This window comes from Bacillus sp. FSL W8-0519 (genome assembly GCF_038005585.1).
GTDB lineage: Bacteria > Bacillota > Bacilli > Bacillales > Bacillaceae_G > Bacillus_A > Bacillus_A paranthracis.
On record NZ_JBBOTL010000001.1, the window covers coordinates 2,446,686 to 2,464,761 of the forward strand.

Annotated in this window: 18 protein-coding genes; 13 read left to right on the top strand and 5 right to left on the bottom strand. The window is 31.9% G+C overall.

Going from position 1 to position 18,076, the window contains the following annotated elements:
* Window positions 1-168 precede the first annotated feature (168 nt).
* Window positions 169-951 (top strand): class I SAM-dependent methyltransferase, encoded by a 783-nt coding sequence (locus NST14_RS12800; protein ID WP_000381793.1) that lies wholly within the window; start codon window positions 169-171, stop codon window positions 949-951.
* Window positions 952-1,072: 121 nt separating this feature from the next.
* Here NST14_RS12800 and NST14_RS12805 read toward each other — a convergent pair whose 3' ends face one another.
* Window positions 1,073-2,758 (bottom strand): alpha-keto acid decarboxylase family protein, encoded by a 1,686-nt coding sequence (locus NST14_RS12805; protein ID WP_229142733.1) that lies wholly within the window; start codon window positions 2,756-2,758, stop codon window positions 1,073-1,075.
* Window positions 2,759-2,854: 96 nt separating this feature from the next.
* Between NST14_RS12805 and NST14_RS12810 the strand changes: the two genes are divergently transcribed.
* From NST14_RS12810 to spoIISB (NST14_RS12830), 5 genes are all read left to right on the top strand, one after another.
* Window positions 2,855-3,337, top strand: coding sequence for a MarR family winged helix-turn-helix transcriptional regulator (locus tag NST14_RS12810; RefSeq protein WP_000191884.1), 483 nt, complete (start codon window positions 2,855-2,857; stop codon window positions 3,335-3,337).
* A gap of 167 nt (window positions 3,338-3,504) precedes the next feature.
* Entirely contained in the window at window positions 3,505-4,242 is a 738-nt protein-coding gene (gene gpmA / locus NST14_RS12815; RefSeq protein ID WP_000594125.1) for a 2,3-diphosphoglycerate-dependent phosphoglycerate mutase, read from the top strand.
* Window positions 4,243-4,430: 188 nt separating this feature from the next.
* Complete coding sequence (locus NST14_RS12820; protein ID WP_001997496.1) at window positions 4,431-5,168, top strand: type II toxin-antitoxin system SpoIISA family toxin; 738 nt, start codon at window positions 4,431-4,433, stop codon at window positions 5,166-5,168.
* Window positions 5,169-5,280: 112 nt separating this feature from the next.
* Window positions 5,281-5,406 (top strand): hypothetical protein, encoded by a 126-nt coding sequence (locus NST14_RS12825; RefSeq protein ID WP_000594783.1) that lies wholly within the window; start codon window positions 5,281-5,283, stop codon window positions 5,404-5,406.
* Window positions 5,407-5,481: 75 nt separating this feature from the next.
* Window positions 5,482-5,658, top strand: coding sequence for a stage II sporulation protein SB (gene spoIISB, locus NST14_RS12830; RefSeq protein WP_000819051.1), 177 nt, complete (start codon window positions 5,482-5,484; stop codon window positions 5,656-5,658).
* Between the two features lie 43 nt (window positions 5,659-5,701).
* On the opposite strand, the gene NST14_RS12835 is transcribed toward spoIISB (NST14_RS12830), so the two are convergent.
* Window positions 5,702-5,977, bottom strand: a complete 276-nt coding sequence (locus NST14_RS12835; protein WP_001041552.1) for a hypothetical protein — start codon at window positions 5,975-5,977, stop codon at window positions 5,702-5,704.
* A gap of 558 nt (window positions 5,978-6,535) precedes the next feature.
* On the opposite strand from NST14_RS12835, the gene spoIISB (NST14_RS12840) reads away from it, so the two are divergent.
* Window positions 6,536-6,712, top strand: coding sequence for a stage II sporulation protein SB (gene spoIISB / locus NST14_RS12840; protein ID WP_000852621.1), 177 nt, complete (start codon window positions 6,536-6,538; stop codon window positions 6,710-6,712).
* A gap of 23 nt (window positions 6,713-6,735) precedes the next feature.
* Here the strand turns inward: spoIISB (NST14_RS12840) and NST14_RS12845 are convergent, their stop codons facing one another.
* Window positions 6,736-7,125, bottom strand: coding sequence for a YxeA family protein (locus NST14_RS12845; RefSeq protein ID WP_000808872.1), 390 nt, complete (start codon window positions 7,123-7,125; stop codon window positions 6,736-6,738).
* Between the two features lie 215 nt (window positions 7,126-7,340).
* Here NST14_RS12845 and pepD point away from each other — a divergent pair, with 215 nt between their 5' ends.
* The gene (pepD, locus tag NST14_RS12850; protein ID WP_000287532.1) at window positions 7,341-8,810 is read left to right on the top strand and encodes a beta-Ala-His dipeptidase; all 1,470 of its coding nucleotides are present in this window, start codon (window positions 7,341-7,343) and stop codon (window positions 8,808-8,810) included.
* A gap of 580 nt (window positions 8,811-9,390) precedes the next feature.
* Here the strand turns inward: pepD and NST14_RS12855 are convergent.
* Window positions 9,391-9,861, bottom strand: a complete 471-nt coding sequence (locus NST14_RS12855; protein ID WP_000771836.1) for a DUF5065 family protein — start codon at window positions 9,859-9,861, stop codon at window positions 9,391-9,393.
* Between the two features lie 454 nt (window positions 9,862-10,315).
* On the opposite strand from NST14_RS12855, the gene NST14_RS12860 reads away from it, so the two are divergent.
* From NST14_RS12860 to NST14_RS12880, 5 genes are all read left to right on the top strand, one after another.
* A complete protein-coding gene (locus tag NST14_RS12860; RefSeq protein WP_000682535.1) occupies window positions 10,316-10,975 on the top strand; it encodes a CatB-related O-acetyltransferase in 660 nt (219 codons plus the stop codon).
* Window positions 10,976-11,303: 328 nt separating this feature from the next.
* Window positions 11,304-11,924 (top strand): SGNH/GDSL hydrolase family protein, encoded by a 621-nt coding sequence (locus NST14_RS12865; RefSeq protein ID WP_001997501.1) that lies wholly within the window; start codon window positions 11,304-11,306, stop codon window positions 11,922-11,924.
* 447 nt (window positions 11,925-12,371) lie between these two features.
* Complete coding sequence (locus tag NST14_RS12870) at window positions 12,372-14,339, top strand: penicillin-binding transpeptidase domain-containing protein (RefSeq protein WP_000737753.1); 1,968 nt, start codon at window positions 12,372-12,374, stop codon at window positions 14,337-14,339.
* Window positions 14,340-14,711: 372 nt separating this feature from the next.
* Window positions 14,712-15,245, top strand: coding sequence for an RNA polymerase sigma factor (locus tag NST14_RS12875; protein WP_061184417.1), 534 nt, complete (start codon window positions 14,712-14,714; stop codon window positions 15,243-15,245).
* On the top strand, window positions 15,235-16,062 hold the full coding sequence (locus NST14_RS12880) for a hypothetical protein (protein ID WP_001060776.1): 828 nt from the start codon (window positions 15,235-15,237) through the stop codon (window positions 16,060-16,062). The genes NST14_RS12875 and NST14_RS12880 overlap by 11 nt, the downstream gene beginning before the upstream one ends.
* Window positions 16,063-16,073: 11 nt before the next feature.
* Here the strand turns inward: NST14_RS12880 and NST14_RS12885 are convergent, their stop codons facing one another.
* The gene (locus tag NST14_RS12885; protein ID WP_000903322.1) at window positions 16,074-17,840 is read right to left on the bottom strand and encodes a peptidoglycan D,D-transpeptidase FtsI family protein; all 1,767 of its coding nucleotides are present in this window, start codon (window positions 17,838-17,840) and stop codon (window positions 16,074-16,076) included.
* Between the last annotated feature and the right edge of the window lie 236 nt (window positions 17,841-18,076).

Here is an 18,076-nt window from a genome sequence, read left to right on the forward strand (position 1 = left end):
TTATATTTTTTCTATTTTGAATATTTTATTTTTCTAACTACTTTTTATCTGTTAATATAAATATAGAAAAATATGTATTAATTATTGGTTAGATTAATAGAAAAAAGCATAAATAGTAAATGATCTTACACTTAAAATGTAACAAGATAGCTAGGGGGAATAGTTATAATGGATACAACTCAACAAAACAGTAATGCATGGGATAAAAAGGTTGAAGAAGGTTCTAGATATACGCAACCTGTAAGTAGCGAGGTTATTGAAAGAAGTAAATCAGGTGAATGGGAAATCACAGTTACCACAGAAAAATCAGTTCCTAGAGATTGGTTTCCAAAATCATTAGATGGATTAAAGATACTTTGCTTAGCGTCAGGTGGAGGGCAACAAGCACCTGTTCTAGCTGCTGCTGGGGCGGATGTAACAGTTACTGATATATCCAAGAAGCAATTGGAACAAGATGAAAAGGTAGCAAAACGAGATGGTTTAACTTTAAAAACAGTTCAAGGAGATATGTCAGACCTTAGTGATTTTGAGGATGAATATTTTGATATTGTTGTAAATCCTGTTTCTAATTTATTTGTAAAAGATGTACATCTTGTATGGAATGAAGTTTCAAGGGTTTTAAAGAATAAAGGTATTCTCATTTCTGGATTTACAAATCCGTTACTATGGATTTTTGATGATAATCAAGAACAAAAAGGTATTCTTGATGTAAAACATTCAATCCCTTCATCGACATTGGATTATTTACCAGAGGATGAAGTTCAAGATTACATCGATTCAAATCAAACAATAGAATATGCGCATACACTGGAAGATCAAATCCAAGGCCAAATTGAAGCGGGTTTTATTATAACAGGTTTTTATGAGGATGATTTTGGTGGAACAAGGATATTAGATAAGCATATTAAAACATTTATTGCTACAAAAGCTATAAAATTAAAGGTTGATTAAGAATTTTGACTTGTCACACGAGACGTTAGTCGAAGAAGGTTCTTAAAATAGTATATATACAAGGAAAAGGGTGGCACTTTCCATCCTTTTCCTTGTATATAATTAGGTTATGCTTTTTATATTAAGAATTTTGTTGGCCGAATCTTTTCCCAAGTTTAGCTAGCAGTTCAGGCTGATCCCCTTGGCTCATTACAACTTCAACAAAGGTAAGTTGATCCTTATCAATACTTATTTTAGTTAAGACTTCTTGTAACTCTATTTCATTTTCCACTGTACATGTTAGGCTTTTTTCTTCTGTTCCGAATACGTTCGCTAGTTTTGTGTAATCCCACATTTGTATGTCATTATACGGTTCGTTTTGACCATGAATTGCACGTTCAACAGTATAACCATTGTTGTTAATTAAAAATATAATTGGGTTTAAATTTTGACGTAGTATAGTTGATAATTCTTGGACAGTTAATTGAAAAGAACCATCACCAATAATTAGAATGTTGCGCCGCGATAAATTAGCGAGCTGTGTACCAAGTAGAGCAGGTAACGTATAGCCGATCGATCCCCATAATGGTTGCGCTACATATGTAGTGTCGTTTGGTAAAGGGATAGCGGCACTACCAAAGAAAGGTGTTCCTTGCTCTGCAAGTAAGACGTCGTTTTCCTGTAAGAAATGGTATATTTGTTGCCAAAATCGTTTTTGTGTAACCATTTGTGGCTTTGGATTAAACTTTTCAGTAATAGATAGTGATTCTGAAATAAATGGCTTTATATCAAATGTTTCCTCATTTCGATGTTCAATTACATTACTTAACTGTTGTAAAACATCTTTCATTACAACTGGCCCGTATTTTTTATCTGTAATTTTCACAGTGTAGGGATGAATTTCAATAACTTGTTCTTTCGTAAAACCTTGTGTGAAGCCACCTGTAATAGCATCAGTTAACTTCACACCAATACTAATAATACAGTCAGATTCATCAATTCTTTTACGCAAGTATGGAGAACTTACATCACCAGTATAAATCCCTATAAATTGAGGGTGTTTTTCTGGAAATATTCCTTTTCCCATACTTAACGTTGCAATAGGAAACCCCGTTTTTTCTACAAATTGATATAAATATTCTTTAGCGTGAAATCGATCCACTTCAAAATCCGCTAAAATTACAGGCTTTTTGGCACTGTTTATTTTTGAAATGGCATGTAGAAGCATTTTATCCAGTGTTTCTTTATTACTTAAAATCGGTTTATGTAAAATTGGTTCTGTAGGTTTATTAATTGGTTTATTATACACATCAATCGGCAAATTAATATGAACAGGGCGTTTTTCATTCCAACATGCACGTAACACACGGTCAATTTCCTCAGCAGCATGTTCTGGGGTTAAATTAGTTTGTGCAACAGTGATTTCTCGATACATTTTGGAAAAATGATCGAACTTTCCATCACCTAACGTATGATGAACGAGTGCTCCATTTTCCATTACTTTTGTTGTTGGTGTGCCCGTGATTTTTATAACTGGTACGTTTTCGGCATATGAGCCGGCAATGCCGTTTATGGCGCTTAATTCTCCAACGCCAAAGGTGGTAATAAGAGCTCCGATTCCTTTTATGCGAGCGTACCCATCTGCTGCATATGCCGCATTTAATTCATTACAATTGCCAATCCACTCTACATTTTCATGTGCTATTACATCATCTAAAAAAGCCAAATTATAATCACCAGGGACACCAAAAATATGTTCAATTCCTAATTCGCTTAGTCGGTCTAATAAATAAGTACTAACAGTATATTGCGTTTTCAAGTGAATCATCTCCTCATTGTTTTGCTGTCTTGTAATAAACGTAGAGTATGGATTTAAAAATTCATTACGAGAATGTGGTATAATTTACATACAGGGGGAAAGTAGATGACACAACATAAAGAAGAACAGATGAATGAAGCATTAGCCTTATTTTACTTTGCATATAAAACATTTACTGAAAAGCCAGATGAAATTATAAAAGAGTATGGCATACAACGAGTACATCACCGAATTTTATTTTTTATCGCACGCTTTCCAGGTATAAGCGTAAATGAGTTATTATCACTGTTAGAAATAAGTAAACAGGCTCTACACGGACCATTACGACAACTTGTGGAAAAGGGCTTAATTGAGAGTAATGAAGCTATACATGATCGCCGTGTGAAACAGTTATCTTTAACAGAACAAGGTGCCGATTTAGAGAAAAAACTGAGCGATGTACAAAGACAACAAATGGGTGCTATTTTTTCAAAATTTGGTGAATCATGTGAAGAAAATTGGCATCAAGTTATGAATGAAATGGCACATAGCCGATCAGGTTTTGATGCTTGGATATCGAAAAGGGAAGTTGCAATCGATCAAAAATAAAAAGAAATATATCTGTTTTTATAGTTTGAAAAAGAACAAATTTTATCCATACATTTGGCAACTATGATTTGGTCATAGAGTGAATGGATAAAAAGATACATTACTAGATACTTTATACGTGTACGCAATGGAACAATAAAATTCACATTTCCGAAAGGGGAATTATTATGATAAAACTTGTACTTATTCGTCACGGACAGAGTTTATGGAATCTTGAAAATCGCTTTACTGGATGGACAGATGTAGATTTATCAGAGAAAGGATTAAGTGAAGCGAGAGAAGCAGGAGCGATATTAAAGAAAAACGGATATACTTTTGATGTAGCTTATACATCTGTATTAAAACGAGCAATTCGGACGTTATGGATTGTACTTCATGAGATGGATCTTACCTGGGTGCCAGTACATAAATCTTGGAAGCTAAATGAAAGACATTATGGTGCATTGCAAGGTTTGAATAAAGATGAAACCGCGCAAAAATATGGTGAGGAGCAAGTTCATATTTGGAGAAGAAGTATTGATGTAAGACCACCTGCTCTTACTGAGGATGATCCCAGGTATGAAATGAATGATCCAAGATATAAAGCACTGAAAAAAGGTGAGTTTCCATTGACAGAATGTTTAGTGGATACGGAGAAAAGAGTACTTGCTTATTGGCATTCAGAAATTGCGCCGAAATTAAAGAATGGTAACAAAGTAATCATTTCATCACATGGTAACACAATTCGCTCGCTAGTAAAATATTTAGATAATCTTTCAAGCGATGGTGTCGTTTCATTAAATATTCCAACGAGCATACCACTCGTGTATGAATTAGACGATGATTTACGTCCAATTCGTCATTATTACTTAAGTATGGATGGAGAAGTACCTGAAGGGGAAATTCCGAAACATATTTCTTTTTAACATGAAAATTTGAAACACATGCTTGTCTACATATACAATGTAGATTCAAGATAAAAGACGTGGTACCTTCTAATGTATATGCGATGTAACTAAATTTAGAAGCTTGTCCACGTCTTTTGTCATAAAGAGAGTTGCTTGTGCATGTAATGATATCGTGAGTAGTTTTTGAATGGAGGGTGATGTCATTGGTGATCTCTAACATTCGAATCGGCTTATTTATTTTAGCAATCGTTTTTCTAGTACTTGTTTTCTTTTATTGGAAAAACGAAGAGTTGTACGAGGAGAAGAAGCAACGTATTAGAAAGACTTGGTATGGGTTGTTTATAATATCAGTCACCGTGTATTTCATGATAAAAGGAATTGATTTAACCCTCTGGAAAAATCTTTTAATGTTCACTGCAATGGTTATTTTCGTTGATATTGCATTTATTTTAACACCTAATATTTCAGAAATATGGGGAGCGAAATTTAGCGATATCGGCAAGACGGTTCAATCGATAAAACGGTCATTAATTGCTTCTAAAGCAAGGGGAGAAATATACACAACAATCATTCAAAATGTCAATCCAGCAGTGTTCGGTACGATGGAATGGCATACGGAGGAAGAATACACAAAAAGCTTAAACGCATTTTTAGATTCGTATGGGGAAAAGATTGGAGCAAAAATTGTTGTATTTGAAGCGGCAAAGGAATTAAATACAAACTTTCGTGGTATCCGTTCTCAATTTAGTACTATGATTCCGTTAGAGTACATTGAGCAATTGAATGAGCAGAGAGCAGTACAAGTAGAAAATGTCGGAATTATACCAGCAAAAATAGTAAGTGATGTTTTCATTGTTATTGACGGGAAGAAAAATAACCTGCAAGATCGAGATTTTGAAAATGTATATAATTTAACAATACATCATAGTTATTTTAGTAAATAAGGACAGGAATTTTTTCTGTCCTTTTCACTTATACATAAAGGTAAAGCGAATTTAGACAAACTTGTATAAAATCGGACAATCATTCCTACACTAGCACGTAGAGGTGATTGTAGTGATAAAAAATAGTGACAATGATTTTTTTAAAGAAGACAATGAAGATACAACGGATTTCTCGTTAATTAAAGGGGATACGATGCAGCAAGTAGAAGAGTTAGAAGAAGAATTGAAAAGAAAATGATACATGTACAAGCTGTCTGCATTTGCTATATAATATAAATAAAAGGTTGTATCCTTTTGAAAAAGGGGAGAAGAGATGGCTGAATTAAATGTACAAAAATCTTCGTTTTTTAAAGAAAAAAAAGAAGAACTAAATACAGATTTCTCTCTTGTGAAAGGTGCATTGACTCAAAATGTAGATCGATTAGAAAAATTTGTAGAGGCAATTCCATATAAGTATATAAAAGAGGGTAATGTAAAAGAGAATGCGTAAAAACATTCTCTTTTACATTACCTCTTTATGATTTGTTTATGCGTTATTTCTTTTTTTGTTTAAAAATGACTTTATACATATAATACCCAAGGGCTGCAAAAATGAATCCAATAACAGCACCAACTATTTCTTTCATAAACAATAAGTATAACGAAGCAATAATTAGTGTAAATAAGATTAAAATTAATACATACTTTGAAATAAATTCTAACCCTTTGTACACTAGTAGAATGACACCTGAAAGAACAGTGATGATAGGTAATATCCTATTTTCGAAAAAACCTTCCTTTTTTTTGCTAGAATGCTGTTGTTTATTCAATATAAATATACTCCCGTCTTAAAGGATTAATGTTTTATTAGTTTTGCTATTTCATTTTCGAAAAGATTTTTGGTTAAATAGGTTATATCAAAGGAATCATTTATTATATTTCGAGTTAATAGCCATTGGGTGTTTGTTGATTCAATAACAAAGAATCCATTGTTAGAAATAACCTCATTCTTTTCTGTTGTATCTAGACGTATAATAGTGTAAATAGACTGTGTTGTTTTTAAATCCATTATGTGTGAAAAATTATTTTAATCAAAAATATATTAGATTATAATTACAATAAAATCTACTTTTTTATAATATCAAATATTATTATTAAATAGTAGATTAATATTGGTAATTTTATGATAATTAACAAAAATGAAAAAGAGAGAATGCCAGGTAGGAGTTGAAGATACAACAGATTTCTCGTTAATAAAAGGAGATACATTACAGCAAGTAGAAGAATTAGAAGATGAATTAAAAAGAAAATGATACTTGTACATGCTGTTTACATTTGCGATATAATATAAATAGAAGGTTGTATATTTTTGAAGAGGGGGAGAAGAGATGGCTGAAGTAAATGTACAAAAGTCTTCGTTTTTTAAAGAAAAAAAAGAAGAACCAAATACAGATTTCTCTCTTGTGAAAGGTGCGTTAACGGAAAATATAAATCGGTTAGAGAAACTGATGAATAATAGCAGTTCAAAATATATACGAGTGACAAAAACAAAAGAAAATGCATAGAGCATTTTCTTTTGTTTTTTATTTTATTTAATAGTAAACTTATCTTTTACTTTTTCAGGTAAATCTGCTTTCTGGATCTCTTCATAGGACTTTACTTCAATTGATGATATTTCCTTTTTATTATTATCATCTTGATCTACATAAAGGCGTAAAAACGCGTCTTCTTTTAGCTTTTGGTCGTTTTCTTTTTTCGTACTTCTAAATGTAATTTGTTTTTTGACGCCATCTTCATCATATGCGGGCAACGTATAGTTTCGTAAGTTTCTATCTTCTACTTTTTCGGTATCTCCTTCGCCTTTAATCTGCACGTAATATACATCTTTACCAATTCGATTTAGTGATGCTCTCTCACAGCCAATAGTAAAACTAGAAAATAATAAACATAGTGTAATAATTGCTACAAACTGTTTCATTTTCTTTATCTCCTTCAATTTGTTTCTTTACACAGTATATGATTATTGTGAAATGAGAAAAATCGATATAGATTACAACATCCTTACAATGTTGTAATAGTGTTGTACATAAAATGAACATCAAATTAAAAGTTAAAAGAAAAGTAAAATTATGAATCATGGTATAATGATAAAAGACTTACATATTATTTTGTTATTTTGAGAGGAGCTTAAAAATGTATTCTACTTTAGAACAATTAACAAAGCACCCTGTATTTTATCATTTTGCAGAAATTTCAAAGATTCCTAGAGGATCAGGTAATGAAAAGGAAATTAGTGATTTTTTAGTTGGCTTTGCGAAAGAGCGTAATTTAGAAGTGATTCAAGATGAAGCATTAAATGTCATTATTAAAAAAGAAGCAACTGCTGGTTATGAAAATGTACCAGCTATTATCATTCAAGGGCATATGGATATGGTATGTGAAAAAAATCAAGCAACCGTACATGATTTTGAAAAAGATCCAATTAAATTAAGAATTATCGGGGACATGTTATATGCAAATCAAACGACTTTAGGAGCTGATAATGGTATTGCAGTTGCATATGCATTAGCTTTATTAGATTCAAAAGATATTCCGCATCCAGCACTAGAAGTAGTTATTACTACTGAAGAAGAAACGACAATGGGCGGAGCTTTCGCTGTTGATTCAAATCATTTTGAAGGAAAGATTTTTATTAATATTGATTCTGAAGAAGATCATAAATTGCTTGTAAGTAGCGCAGGTGGTGCAAAAGCTGTTGAAACGATTCCAGTAATTTGGGATGAAGCACCAGCGAATATGGATGCATACCGTCTATATGTCGGTGGTCTAAAAGGCGGACATTCTGGTATGGAAATTGATAAACAACGCGGTAATGCGAACAAAGTATTAGGACGAGTATTACATGATTTATCAGTAAATATTCAATTTGATATAAGTGAAGTTCACGGTGGATTAAAAACGAATGCAATTCCGCGTGAAAGTATAGCTACAATCGTATTACGTACAGAAGATGTAGAGAAAGTAGAAGAAAAACTAGAATCATGGACACGAGTATTACAAGAAGAAATGCGTGCTGTTGATCCAGATGTTCATGTTACACTTACAAAATTAGATGAGAAAGTAGAAAAAGTATTTGCTAAAGAAACACAAAAGCAACTTATTTCATCATTATTCTTAATTCCGAACGGCATTCAAAGTATGAGCATGGATATTAAAGGTCTAGTAGAAAGCTCAACAAATTTAGGTGTTATTGAAACGTTGCAAGATGAAATTAAATTACGTAACGAAGTGAGAAGTTCTGTAAATAGTTTAAAACAACATATTGCAGATGAGATTAAATGTATTGCCGAATTAGTTGGTGCAACATTTGAAATCGAGTCAGAGTATCCAGAATGGCCATACAATCCGAATTCACAAATTCGTAATTTATTTGAAAAAGTGCATCAAGAAAAATACAATAAAGATGTTGAAATCTTCGCTGTACATGCAGGGATTGAATGCAGTGTATTCGTTCAAAAGATGCCTGAATTAGATGCAATTTCATTCGGTCCAGATATATTCAATGTTCACACTCCAGATGAACATATTAGTATTTCTTCTGTTGTGAATAACTGGGGATTCTTCGTTGATGTAATGAAGGGTACGAAAGAATTAGCTAAGTAATAATGATGAAATGAAAAGTAGCCTATAAAATTTTATAGGCTACTTTTTTGTATAGAGTTTTATTAGAAATTCGTTTTTACGTAAGTATTTCATTTTTGCTTTAATTTCTAGAGGAGATTGTACCAAAAATTGCTCCGGATATTGCCCCTATTAAAGTCATGAAAATTGCACACCACGCTGCAAATGACATTATTACACCTCCAAATAATACATTATTGTTTCTTAAGTTTTTTAATAGAAATGATGATTGAAACAACTACTAAGAAAATAAGAGGAGACCAAGAGAAGAAAGACATATAGCATTATCCCTTCTATATTTATATAAAATAATTATCGGATATTTATAAATCGAACATGTGGAATATGCAATATTGCATATTGAATGGTAGAACTTAAAGAAGTGGAAACAGTTATTGAGTAAAAATGATAATTTATAAAGAAAGTAAGGATTTTTTCTAATTTTAAAAAGGGCAAACAACCAAAATCTCCTCAATCTTATATAAGGTAGAGGAGATTTTAAAATGGTTTTTGTTTAAGAAAATAGTATCCAATATTTAGTTGCTGGTGAGATAAACATAAATTATTTTGAGATTTTAAAGCTGCCTCCATAATAATAATTTTCTCCAAGTTTCATAACGGCTACATATGTTCCCGGATTATAAGCCTTAGTAATAGGCGTTACAAATCTACCATAATTATGTTTTAAACCCGAGTCATAAATGGTTTTATATCTATGCAAGTTTATTTCATCATTTTCATTTCCACTCAATTGATATATTTTTACAATACCGGTATCCTTACCACCAGTATATATAGTAACATCGAATGTATCTCCATGCTTTAAGTCACCAACTGCTAACTCTTCTATAAAGTCTGCATTATGATGTAATAAAAAATAGTTTTGCCACCGCCAAGTATCTAAAAATCGTGATTCTTTTTGTGTAGGTTGCGATTCAGCAGACGCAGGTGGGAGTGTAGCAATTGTATTCGAAAATAAAAATCCTCCAACAGTCAATGCACCAATAATTGTTGCTTGCCTTAAAAGTTTCATCCTCTAAACCTCCTATTTACTTAAGGATTCAGAAATCGTTTTTATGAAAAACTAGCTGTGAAATCTAATGGATGATAATATCTTCTATAATTATATTAACATTTATTGATTTATCAGACAAATTGATAAATAATAAAACTATATCGAGGGAGTTAAGGCTAATATAAGAAATAAGTTAGTTGTATAGCTAAAATATCTTTATTATATATAATTGGGATTTTTTATTTGAAAACTCGATTGTTTTAATGTTGAAATTTCAACTCACACTTTAAGGTTTAGTACATAATTTTACAATTTGACTTATGTAATTTATCACGTTATGATTTTTTTATTATAAAAGAAAGGCTTGAATATAATGATTCGTCGTTTGAAAAAGCTAAAAAATGTAGCAGTCGTAGTAAGCTTCTAAGTAAATTGCAGAAATCTACACTACTTAGAAGCGAGGAATAAAGTTATGAAGCATCCATTATTTAATCATTGGTCGGAAACAAAGTATATAAAAGATATAGTAACAAATCCACTCATTGAAGTAGGAGAGTACTCCTATTATTCAGGTTATTATGATCATCAAAATTTTGAAGATGGCTGTGTAAGGTATTTGTGGGGGGATGCTAAGTCCCGAGCACTTTTCAATCCAATTGAACAGATGGGATGGCATCTTGATAAACTCATTATTGGGAATTATGTTTGTATTGCCAGCGGAGTAGTCATTTTAATGGGTGGTAATCACAATCATCACTCAGAATGGATTACAGTATATCCATTCGTTGAGAAAATTGAACATTCATATGAACCGAAGGGCGATACAATTATAAAAAGTGATGCCTGGATTGGAATGAATGCTATTATTATGCCTGGCGTTACAATCGGTGAAGGTGCAATCGTTGCAGCAGGATCTGTTGTAAGTAAAAATGTTCCGCCATATACAATAGTCGGTGGAAATCCTGCTAAGGAAATAAAGAAACGATTCACTGATGCTGAAATAAATATGCTAATGGAAATGCGTTGGTTTGATTGGGATAGAGAATTAGTTGAGAAGGCAATGTCTATATTATCTAGTTCATCTATTAAATTATTATATGATTTTTATAACAAAGAAGTAAAACCTAGATAGATCTGTTAGGAAAACTACGTCCGATATAGGATGTAGTTTTTTGTAGTAAAAAATTAATAGTTTTGATTATGAAAAGTTTATCCCACATTAATGGATATCCTGATAGGTAAGGGCTAATAATCAGTTGGGAAGGAATGCAACCTCGATTGATTAAAGTTTCACTTTATATTTGGTATGAGTATAGTAAGTAGGTTTTCATGTTTTGTTCATGTGAAATATTTTTATCTATTTATCCTTTTCTATTTTAAAAATCTCCTATGGAATTTAATTGAAATCGAAAACCATTTAGAAATAACAATTACGTTGTGAGCTATTGTATAGTATAAATATGGTTCATAATAAAGGGGGAATACATATGTGGAAGCGATTTGTAGCGATTGGTGATAGTTTTACAGAGGGGATAGGGGATGAAATTGAGGGAATTACATTAAAAAGTTGGGTAGATCATTTTGTTCAACTGTGTGTAAACGATATAGAATATGCCAATTTTGCAAAGCGCGGGTTAGTAACGAAAGAAATTCGCTCACAGCAATTGGAAAAAGCATTAGCTTTTAAACCAGATTTGGTTAGTCTAATTGCGGGTGCAAACGATGTATTAAAAGGACGTTGGAACCTTCAAACATATAAGAACGATATGGAATTTATGATAGATAAATTAAGTAAAACAGGTGCCGATATTATGATAGCAAATCTTCCAGATTTTACAGTAAGGCTTCCTCTTGCTTCTGAAAAAAAACGAGTAATAAAAGAACAATTATTAGAGGCAAATGATGTTATACGTTCACTGAGTAGAGAGTATAAGCTTCATCATGTTGACTTTTGGAGTCATCCGTTAGTTAATGACAATACGCTTTGGTCTACAGATTTCATTCATCCAAATTCAAAAGGGTATGTAAAAGTTGCTGAATTGATTTTTAATAGTTTGCCTGTACATGACTCTTCTAAATAAGCTTTAGAATGAGCTAAACCCTTGTCGCAAACAGCGCAGGGGTTTTTTGAAACGAAAAGAAGTATATAGGGTGCCTATAAATTATACTTTAAGTAATTCTTTTATTGTTTATATTTTTGATATTTTCTGTTGCAGAACCCTTAGTATAAGGGTTCTTTTTTTATCAAATATATACAAAAAAAGTAGAATTGGAGAACCCGAACTAAGAGATATTTTAAATGAAATTGTTAAAACAATACTCATAATAAAGTTCATTAATTATATCCGCTTCTACTGCTTGTATGAGCTTAAAAACTTCTCTCTTCTAATCCAACTTAACCATAAATTAAATTTTTAGTGTAGATATGGAACAATTTCATTACTTACATTGTCAATTAAGCGTTAAAACATTTTTCATTTTATATATAAAGAAAGAAAAAACATTTTTAACTAAGGGAGAAGATTGAATTGAAAAAATTATGGATGCTGCTTTTCATTTGTTTTGCAGTGATGTTGGTAGGATGTAATAAAAACGAATCGCCAAAACAAGCATTTGAAGAATATATAAATTTATGGAATGATAGAAAATTTGCAAATATGTATGATGATTTATCAGAACATGCTCAAAAAACAATTTCTAAAAAGGAATTCACAGAGAAATACCAAAAAATTTATGAAGGTATTGGCGTTAAGAATTTAAAAGTTAAAACGAAAGGAGAGAATATGAAAAATAAAGAACTTTTTCTTTTTGAAGTTAAGATGGATACGGATGGAGGACCAGCTTCATTTATCCATGAAGCAAAACTCGTGAAAGAAAAGGAATCTTGGAAAATAGATTGGACACCAGATTTCATTTTTCCAGGTATGAAAAAAGATTATAAAGTACGTATGCAAACAGAACAAGGAAAACGCGGGGAAATATACGATCGAAATGGGAAAGGTCTAGCAACGAATGGTAAAGCGACTGAGGTTGGAATTATTCCAGAGAAACTAGGCGAAACGGCGGCGCAAACAAAAGAAATAGTAGCAAAGTTACTGGACATGTCTATAGAAGAGGTCGATCAGAAGCTTACAGCGAAATGGATAAAACCAAATTCCTTTGTACCAATAGGCATTTTAAAAGAAGGAACTAGACAGAATGATTATATTGAATTAGAAGGAGTTTCATCTCGCCCAGTCAATATTCGGACGTATCCATTAGGAGAAGCAGCGGCACACTTAACAGGATATATAGGAAAGGTGAATGCAGAGGAGTTAAAATCGCTTCAAAAAAGAGGTTATCAAGCTGATGATTTCATAGGTAAGACAGGTCTAGAAAAAGTACTGGAGAAAAAATTACGTGGTGAAAAGGGTGGACGCGTATTTATAGAAGATGAGAATGGGAAAGAGATGAAAAACGTAGCAAAAAAAGAAGCGAAGACAGGGGAAAATGTTACGTTAACAATTGATGCTGCAATTCAAGAAAAAATCTTTAATGAGATGAGAAATGAAGCAGGATCTAGTGCAGCAATCAATCCTAAAACGGGTGAAACAATCGCACTTGTAAGTAGCCCTGCTTATAATCCAAATATAATAGTTAGAGGAACCTCAAAAGCCCAAAGAGAAGCGTGGACTAACGACGCGAAACTACCAATGATGAATCGCTTCACACAAGCATTTGTACCAGGTTCCGTATTTAAAACGATTACAGGTGCAATTGGTTTGGAAACAAACGTAATAAATCCTAAGGAAGAATTTAATATTCAAGGATTGAATTGGACAAAAGATTCATCTTGGGGAAATTATTATGTAACACGTGTGAAGGATACAAATCCAATTGATTTTGACAAGGCAATGAAGTACTCTGATAATATTTATTTTGCTCAACAAGCTTTGAAAATAGGAAAAACTCAGTATGTAAATGAACTGAAGAAATATGGTTTTCATGAAAAGTTACCAATTGAATATGAATTTCCTATTTCAATTATTGCAAGGGATGGGATAAAAAATGATATTCAACTAGCAGACACGGGATACGGACAAGGACAAGTATTAATGACACCACTTCATTTAGCATTAACATATGCACCGATTGTGAATGAAGGGAATATTCCGTCACCCCATCTTTTAAAAGAAGAAAAAGTAGCGGGGAATTGGAAAGAAAATGTGGTTTCTAAAAAGAGTCAAGAGATATTAAAGAGTGCATTAATCAAAGTCATTAATGAACCTGATGGCGCAGGGAGAATTGCAAAGGTTGATGGTGTAACGCTTGCTGGTAAAACCGGTACAGCAGAACTGAAAGAGTCGAAAGAAGCAGACGGAAAAGAACTTGGATGGTTCGCAGCTTTCGATGCAAATGCGCCAGACATGATTGTTACCATGATGATTGAAGATGTAAAAGGAAGAGGAGGAAGTAACGTTCCAGGTGAAAAAGTAAAACATGTTTTTCAGAAATAATACTTAATTATAAAGTAAATTCTTTTACTACATTCATTGTTTGCTTAACTCAAATGTATAAATTGCGAAAAAAATGAAGAATTAAGTTTCGAAAAAGCATTCTTCCTAATTGAGAATGCTTTTTCTATTTTGTTGTAGTTCTAGGGAGTTAATGCCTCATTATATTCATTGTTTAAATCAAATTCTATCGTTTTAAATGTGATATTATGGAACTTGTCATTTAAGAGAATATATTGGTGATTATTTAAGATTTCTACTATTGAAAAAAATAATCAATGGAACAAATGAAACTTGTATCTTGTCTATATATTGAAACCATAATAAAAGTGAGGGTAGTTTTATGTTTATTCAAATAAGTTTGAGGTGTGGAAATTGGAACAGACGTTTATTGAAAAGTTTAATCATGATGAGCTGGACGATGTTATAAAAGACTATTGGCAAGATGTATGGAATTATTCATTTATTATTACGAAAGATCCACACTTATCAGATGATATTACGCAAGATGTATTTATAAAGGTATTTAAAAATTGGAATTCATTTCGAAAGGAGTCATCTATTAAAACGTGGATATTAAAAATCACAAGAAATACGGCAATAAACTATTTGAAATCATCTTATTTTAAAAGAATATCTTTAGTAGGATTTTTTAGTGACGATAAACAAACTCTGTCGGCAGAACAAGAGTTTTTTAAGCAAGAAGAAATGAATGATGTGTGGAAAGTTGTATTAAAACTACCTAAAAAGCACCGTGAAATAATAATATTGGACGCAAAATATGAACTATCTTATGAAGAAATGGCTGAAACACTAGGAGTATCCATTGGAACTGTAAAATCTAGATTAAGTAGAGCAAGAAGTAAGGTTTCAAAATTAATAGGGGAGGGTAGTAGTGATGAACAATAAACAAAATCCTGACTGGTATAGAAAATTAAAAAAAGGCCCAATGGAACACCGTAAAAACGAAGAAGAATATATTTATAAAATAAAGCAATCTATATATGAAAGTAATGAGGGAGGCTCTCTAAAACAAACAAGAAGATTTCGTAAAAAAGCATTGCCAATTGTTGTGGTTTTAGCTTGTACATTTTTATTTTTTATTGTTCAACAACCTTGGCTTGATAATAATAAATCACCGGTACAAAGTAGTACACAAATTAAGCCTAAAACAAAAGATGAGTCTGCTCAAGATCCAACATTAAAACAATTCATGAATGAGTTATATCAAAGTACAAATGTAAAAAATAAAAATGAATTGTATAAAGCGTTAAAAGATGAAGTTCAATTTAAAGGGAAGAGTTATAAGAAGGATGAATTGAAGTTTGATGAAGATATTTTTCATGAGTTGCAAGTCGCACTTACAATGGGGGGAGAATTTGCAAATGATACAAAACATGTATATAAAGTACCAAGTGGATTGACAGAAAGTAACCAACCAAAGCAACCTCATTTTATATATGCAACTGTTACTGGAAATAAAACGAAAATTTTAGCTGAACCAAAGCGAGAATCACAAGTTTTATATGAAGTATCTAATGAAATGGTAAAAGCTTGGATTCCAGAAAAAGCGCAGAAGGATGAATATATAAAAATATCGACAATTAACGGTAATACTGGATATGTACAAAAAGAGTATGTTTTAACTGACATTAAATACTCATTTATGTTTGAAAAGAATAATGAAGGTGAATGGAAAATAATAAATATAGATTCTATTTGGTAAAAAAGGAAGGTTCACTTTAATGAACCTTCCTTTTTGTTTTTATTCTCTTTTTGAAGAGTATTCCAGGACTCTAAAATTTCTGATGTAACGAGAGCAGCAATGTTTTTTTCTGAATTACTTCCAGGAATAACGACAGAAACGGCAATCTGTGGATCTTCGGTAGGAGCATATGCAATGAATAGAGAATGATTGATCATTCTTGCTTGCTCATTCGGAAAACCTGTAATACCTGTTTTACCAGCGACGTCAAAGGGCAACTTTTTAATCTCCTCTATATTTTGACTCATTCCACCTTGTACGACACTCCAAAAGTTCATTGGGTAACGATTTGAACTTTCTAAAATTGGTTTAAACTTTTTTGTTTCTTTACCATCTTGACCAATAATAGCACTTGCCATTTGTGGTTTATATTTATCACCTTTACTTGCTAAAGTTGCTGCATATTGAGCGAGTTGAAGAGGAGTATGCACTTCATTTCCGCCCCACGAGGCATTTAATAAAGCGGAGATTCCATTTTCAAACTTATTAGAAGGATGGAATTCATACTGACCGTCTTCTTCAAAGGGTAAATCAATCCCGGTTTTAGAACGTAGGCCGAATTGTATTAAATAATCTGTCCATATATGTGCCACTTTTTCTATATTGCCATTATGTTGGTTAAATAATGGAAGAGCTACTTTTGCTGTCATAAATGTGTTAGATGAATTAATGATAGCCTGCCTCGGTGTAATCTCACCTGTTGGTGTTCCGGGTGCATTTGTAATGTTATTTTGATTATCATACTCAAAAGTACCGTTATCTAAATACGTATCTTCAGGTTGAAAAAGTTTTTCGTTTAATCCAATTAAAATAGTAAGTGGCTTTATAGTAGAGGCCATATTTACATAAGATTCACCATACTTTAATTTTTGAATTGCTTTATTTTGCGAAAGTGATTTTAAGTTATCTATTTTAGTTGATACATGAGTATGTAATATATTTGGATCAAAAACTGCTGAGTTGGCCATAGTTAAAATTGCGCCAGTTTTTGCATCACTCACTACAGCATAACCAGCTTTAGCATCAGGTAATTTCTTAATTTGCGATCGTAATGCTTCCTCTGATTTTTGTTGCAATTTAGAATCTAAAGCTAGCCTGATATCCTTACCTTTTTGTACTTTTTGAATGTTCCATAAGAACTCTTTGTTATTCATTTTAAAAATAAGAGTTTTACCCGGTTTTCCTTTTAAATCATCTTCATATTGCAACTCAATCCCACTTTTTCCAACTGGCATATGCTTTGAATTAAGGTTATTTTCTACATACCCAATTACCTGTGAACCAATTTCATGTTTAGGATAATATCGAATCCATTCATCTTTAATTATTACATTATTCGGTTTGTTTTTGTTTATGAATGCAAGTTCATTCTCAGCTATATCAGAGTATAACGGTATATCATGCATAGTCTGTTTTTTACAAGATTGTTGTAATTGAGATTTTATGCTCTCTGAAGAAATATCATGTTGAAACTTACTTGAAAATTGATCGAAAAAAGCTAATGTATTTGATGTATCTTGTTTCGATAACTTTTCATCATTAGAAGTACAATATAGAGACTTAACTTTCTTATTTGTAGCTAGTATTACACCATTTTGATCAAAGATTTTTCCTCTTTCGGCTGAAGAAGTTGCGATAGTAACTGAAATGAAGTTGATTTTAAATAAAATTAGTAAAATCAAACCTACAATAGAAAGAACCGCAAAAAATCCCCATTTTTTTATTTTTGTATGTAACATAAAATCCTCCCTTTTGTAGCCTACTTCATCTTATAGTTAATTATTTTTTTTGTAAATGTGGAACAACTTTATTATTTAGATTGTCTATTAAGTACTACAGCATGAAGAAAGGAATAATCAGTATGAAAAGTTACTAGCCAGCCTATGTGTAAATATAGTATGAGTCACATTGCAAGCGACAAAAAACTAGAGAAAAAAAAGGAAGGGAGATTTATCAATTACGCGGCTATACCAAA

What these genes read in the sequence shown, in the direction of transcription:
- NST14_RS12860 (WP_000682535.1), top strand. Translation starts at nt 10,316, where the DNA reads ATGAAGCATCCATTATTTAATCATTGGTCGGAAACAAAGTATATAAAA.
- NST14_RS12880 (WP_001060776.1), top strand. Translation starts at nt 15,235, where the DNA reads ATGAACAATAAACAAAATCCTGACTGGTATAGAAAATTAAAAAAAGGC.
- NST14_RS12855 (WP_000771836.1), bottom strand. Translation starts at nt 9,861, where the DNA reads ATGAAACTTTTAAGGCAAGCAACAATTATTGGTGCATTGACTGTTGGA.
- gpmA (WP_000594125.1), top strand. Translation starts at nt 3,505, where the DNA reads ATGATAAAACTTGTACTTATTCGTCACGGACAGAGTTTATGGAATCTT.
- pepD (WP_000287532.1), top strand. Translation starts at nt 7,341, where the DNA reads ATGTATTCTACTTTAGAACAATTAACAAAGCACCCTGTATTTTATCAT.
- NST14_RS12865 (WP_001997501.1), top strand. Translation starts at nt 11,304, where the DNA reads ATGGTTCATAATAAAGGGGGAATACATATGTGGAAGCGATTTGTAGCG.
- NST14_RS12800 (WP_000381793.1), top strand. Translation starts at nt 169, where the DNA reads ATGGATACAACTCAACAAAACAGTAATGCATGGGATAAAAAGGTTGAA.
- NST14_RS12885 (WP_000903322.1), bottom strand. Translation starts at nt 17,840, where the DNA reads ATGTTACATACAAAAATAAAAAAATGGGGATTTTTTGCGGTTCTTTCT.
- NST14_RS12805 (WP_229142733.1), bottom strand. Translation starts at nt 2,758, where the DNA reads ATGATTCACTTGAAAACGCAATATACTGTTAGTACTTATTTATTAGAC.
- spoIISB (WP_000852621.1), top strand. Translation starts at nt 6,536, where the DNA reads ATGGCTGAAGTAAATGTACAAAAGTCTTCGTTTTTTAAAGAAAAAAAA.
- NST14_RS12810 (WP_000191884.1), top strand. Translation starts at nt 2,855, where the DNA reads ATGACACAACATAAAGAAGAACAGATGAATGAAGCATTAGCCTTATTT.
- NST14_RS12845 (WP_000808872.1), bottom strand. Translation starts at nt 7,125, where the DNA reads ATGAAACAGTTTGTAGCAATTATTACACTATGTTTATTATTTTCTAGT.
- spoIISB (WP_000819051.1), top strand. Translation starts at nt 5,482, where the DNA reads ATGGCTGAATTAAATGTACAAAAATCTTCGTTTTTTAAAGAAAAAAAA.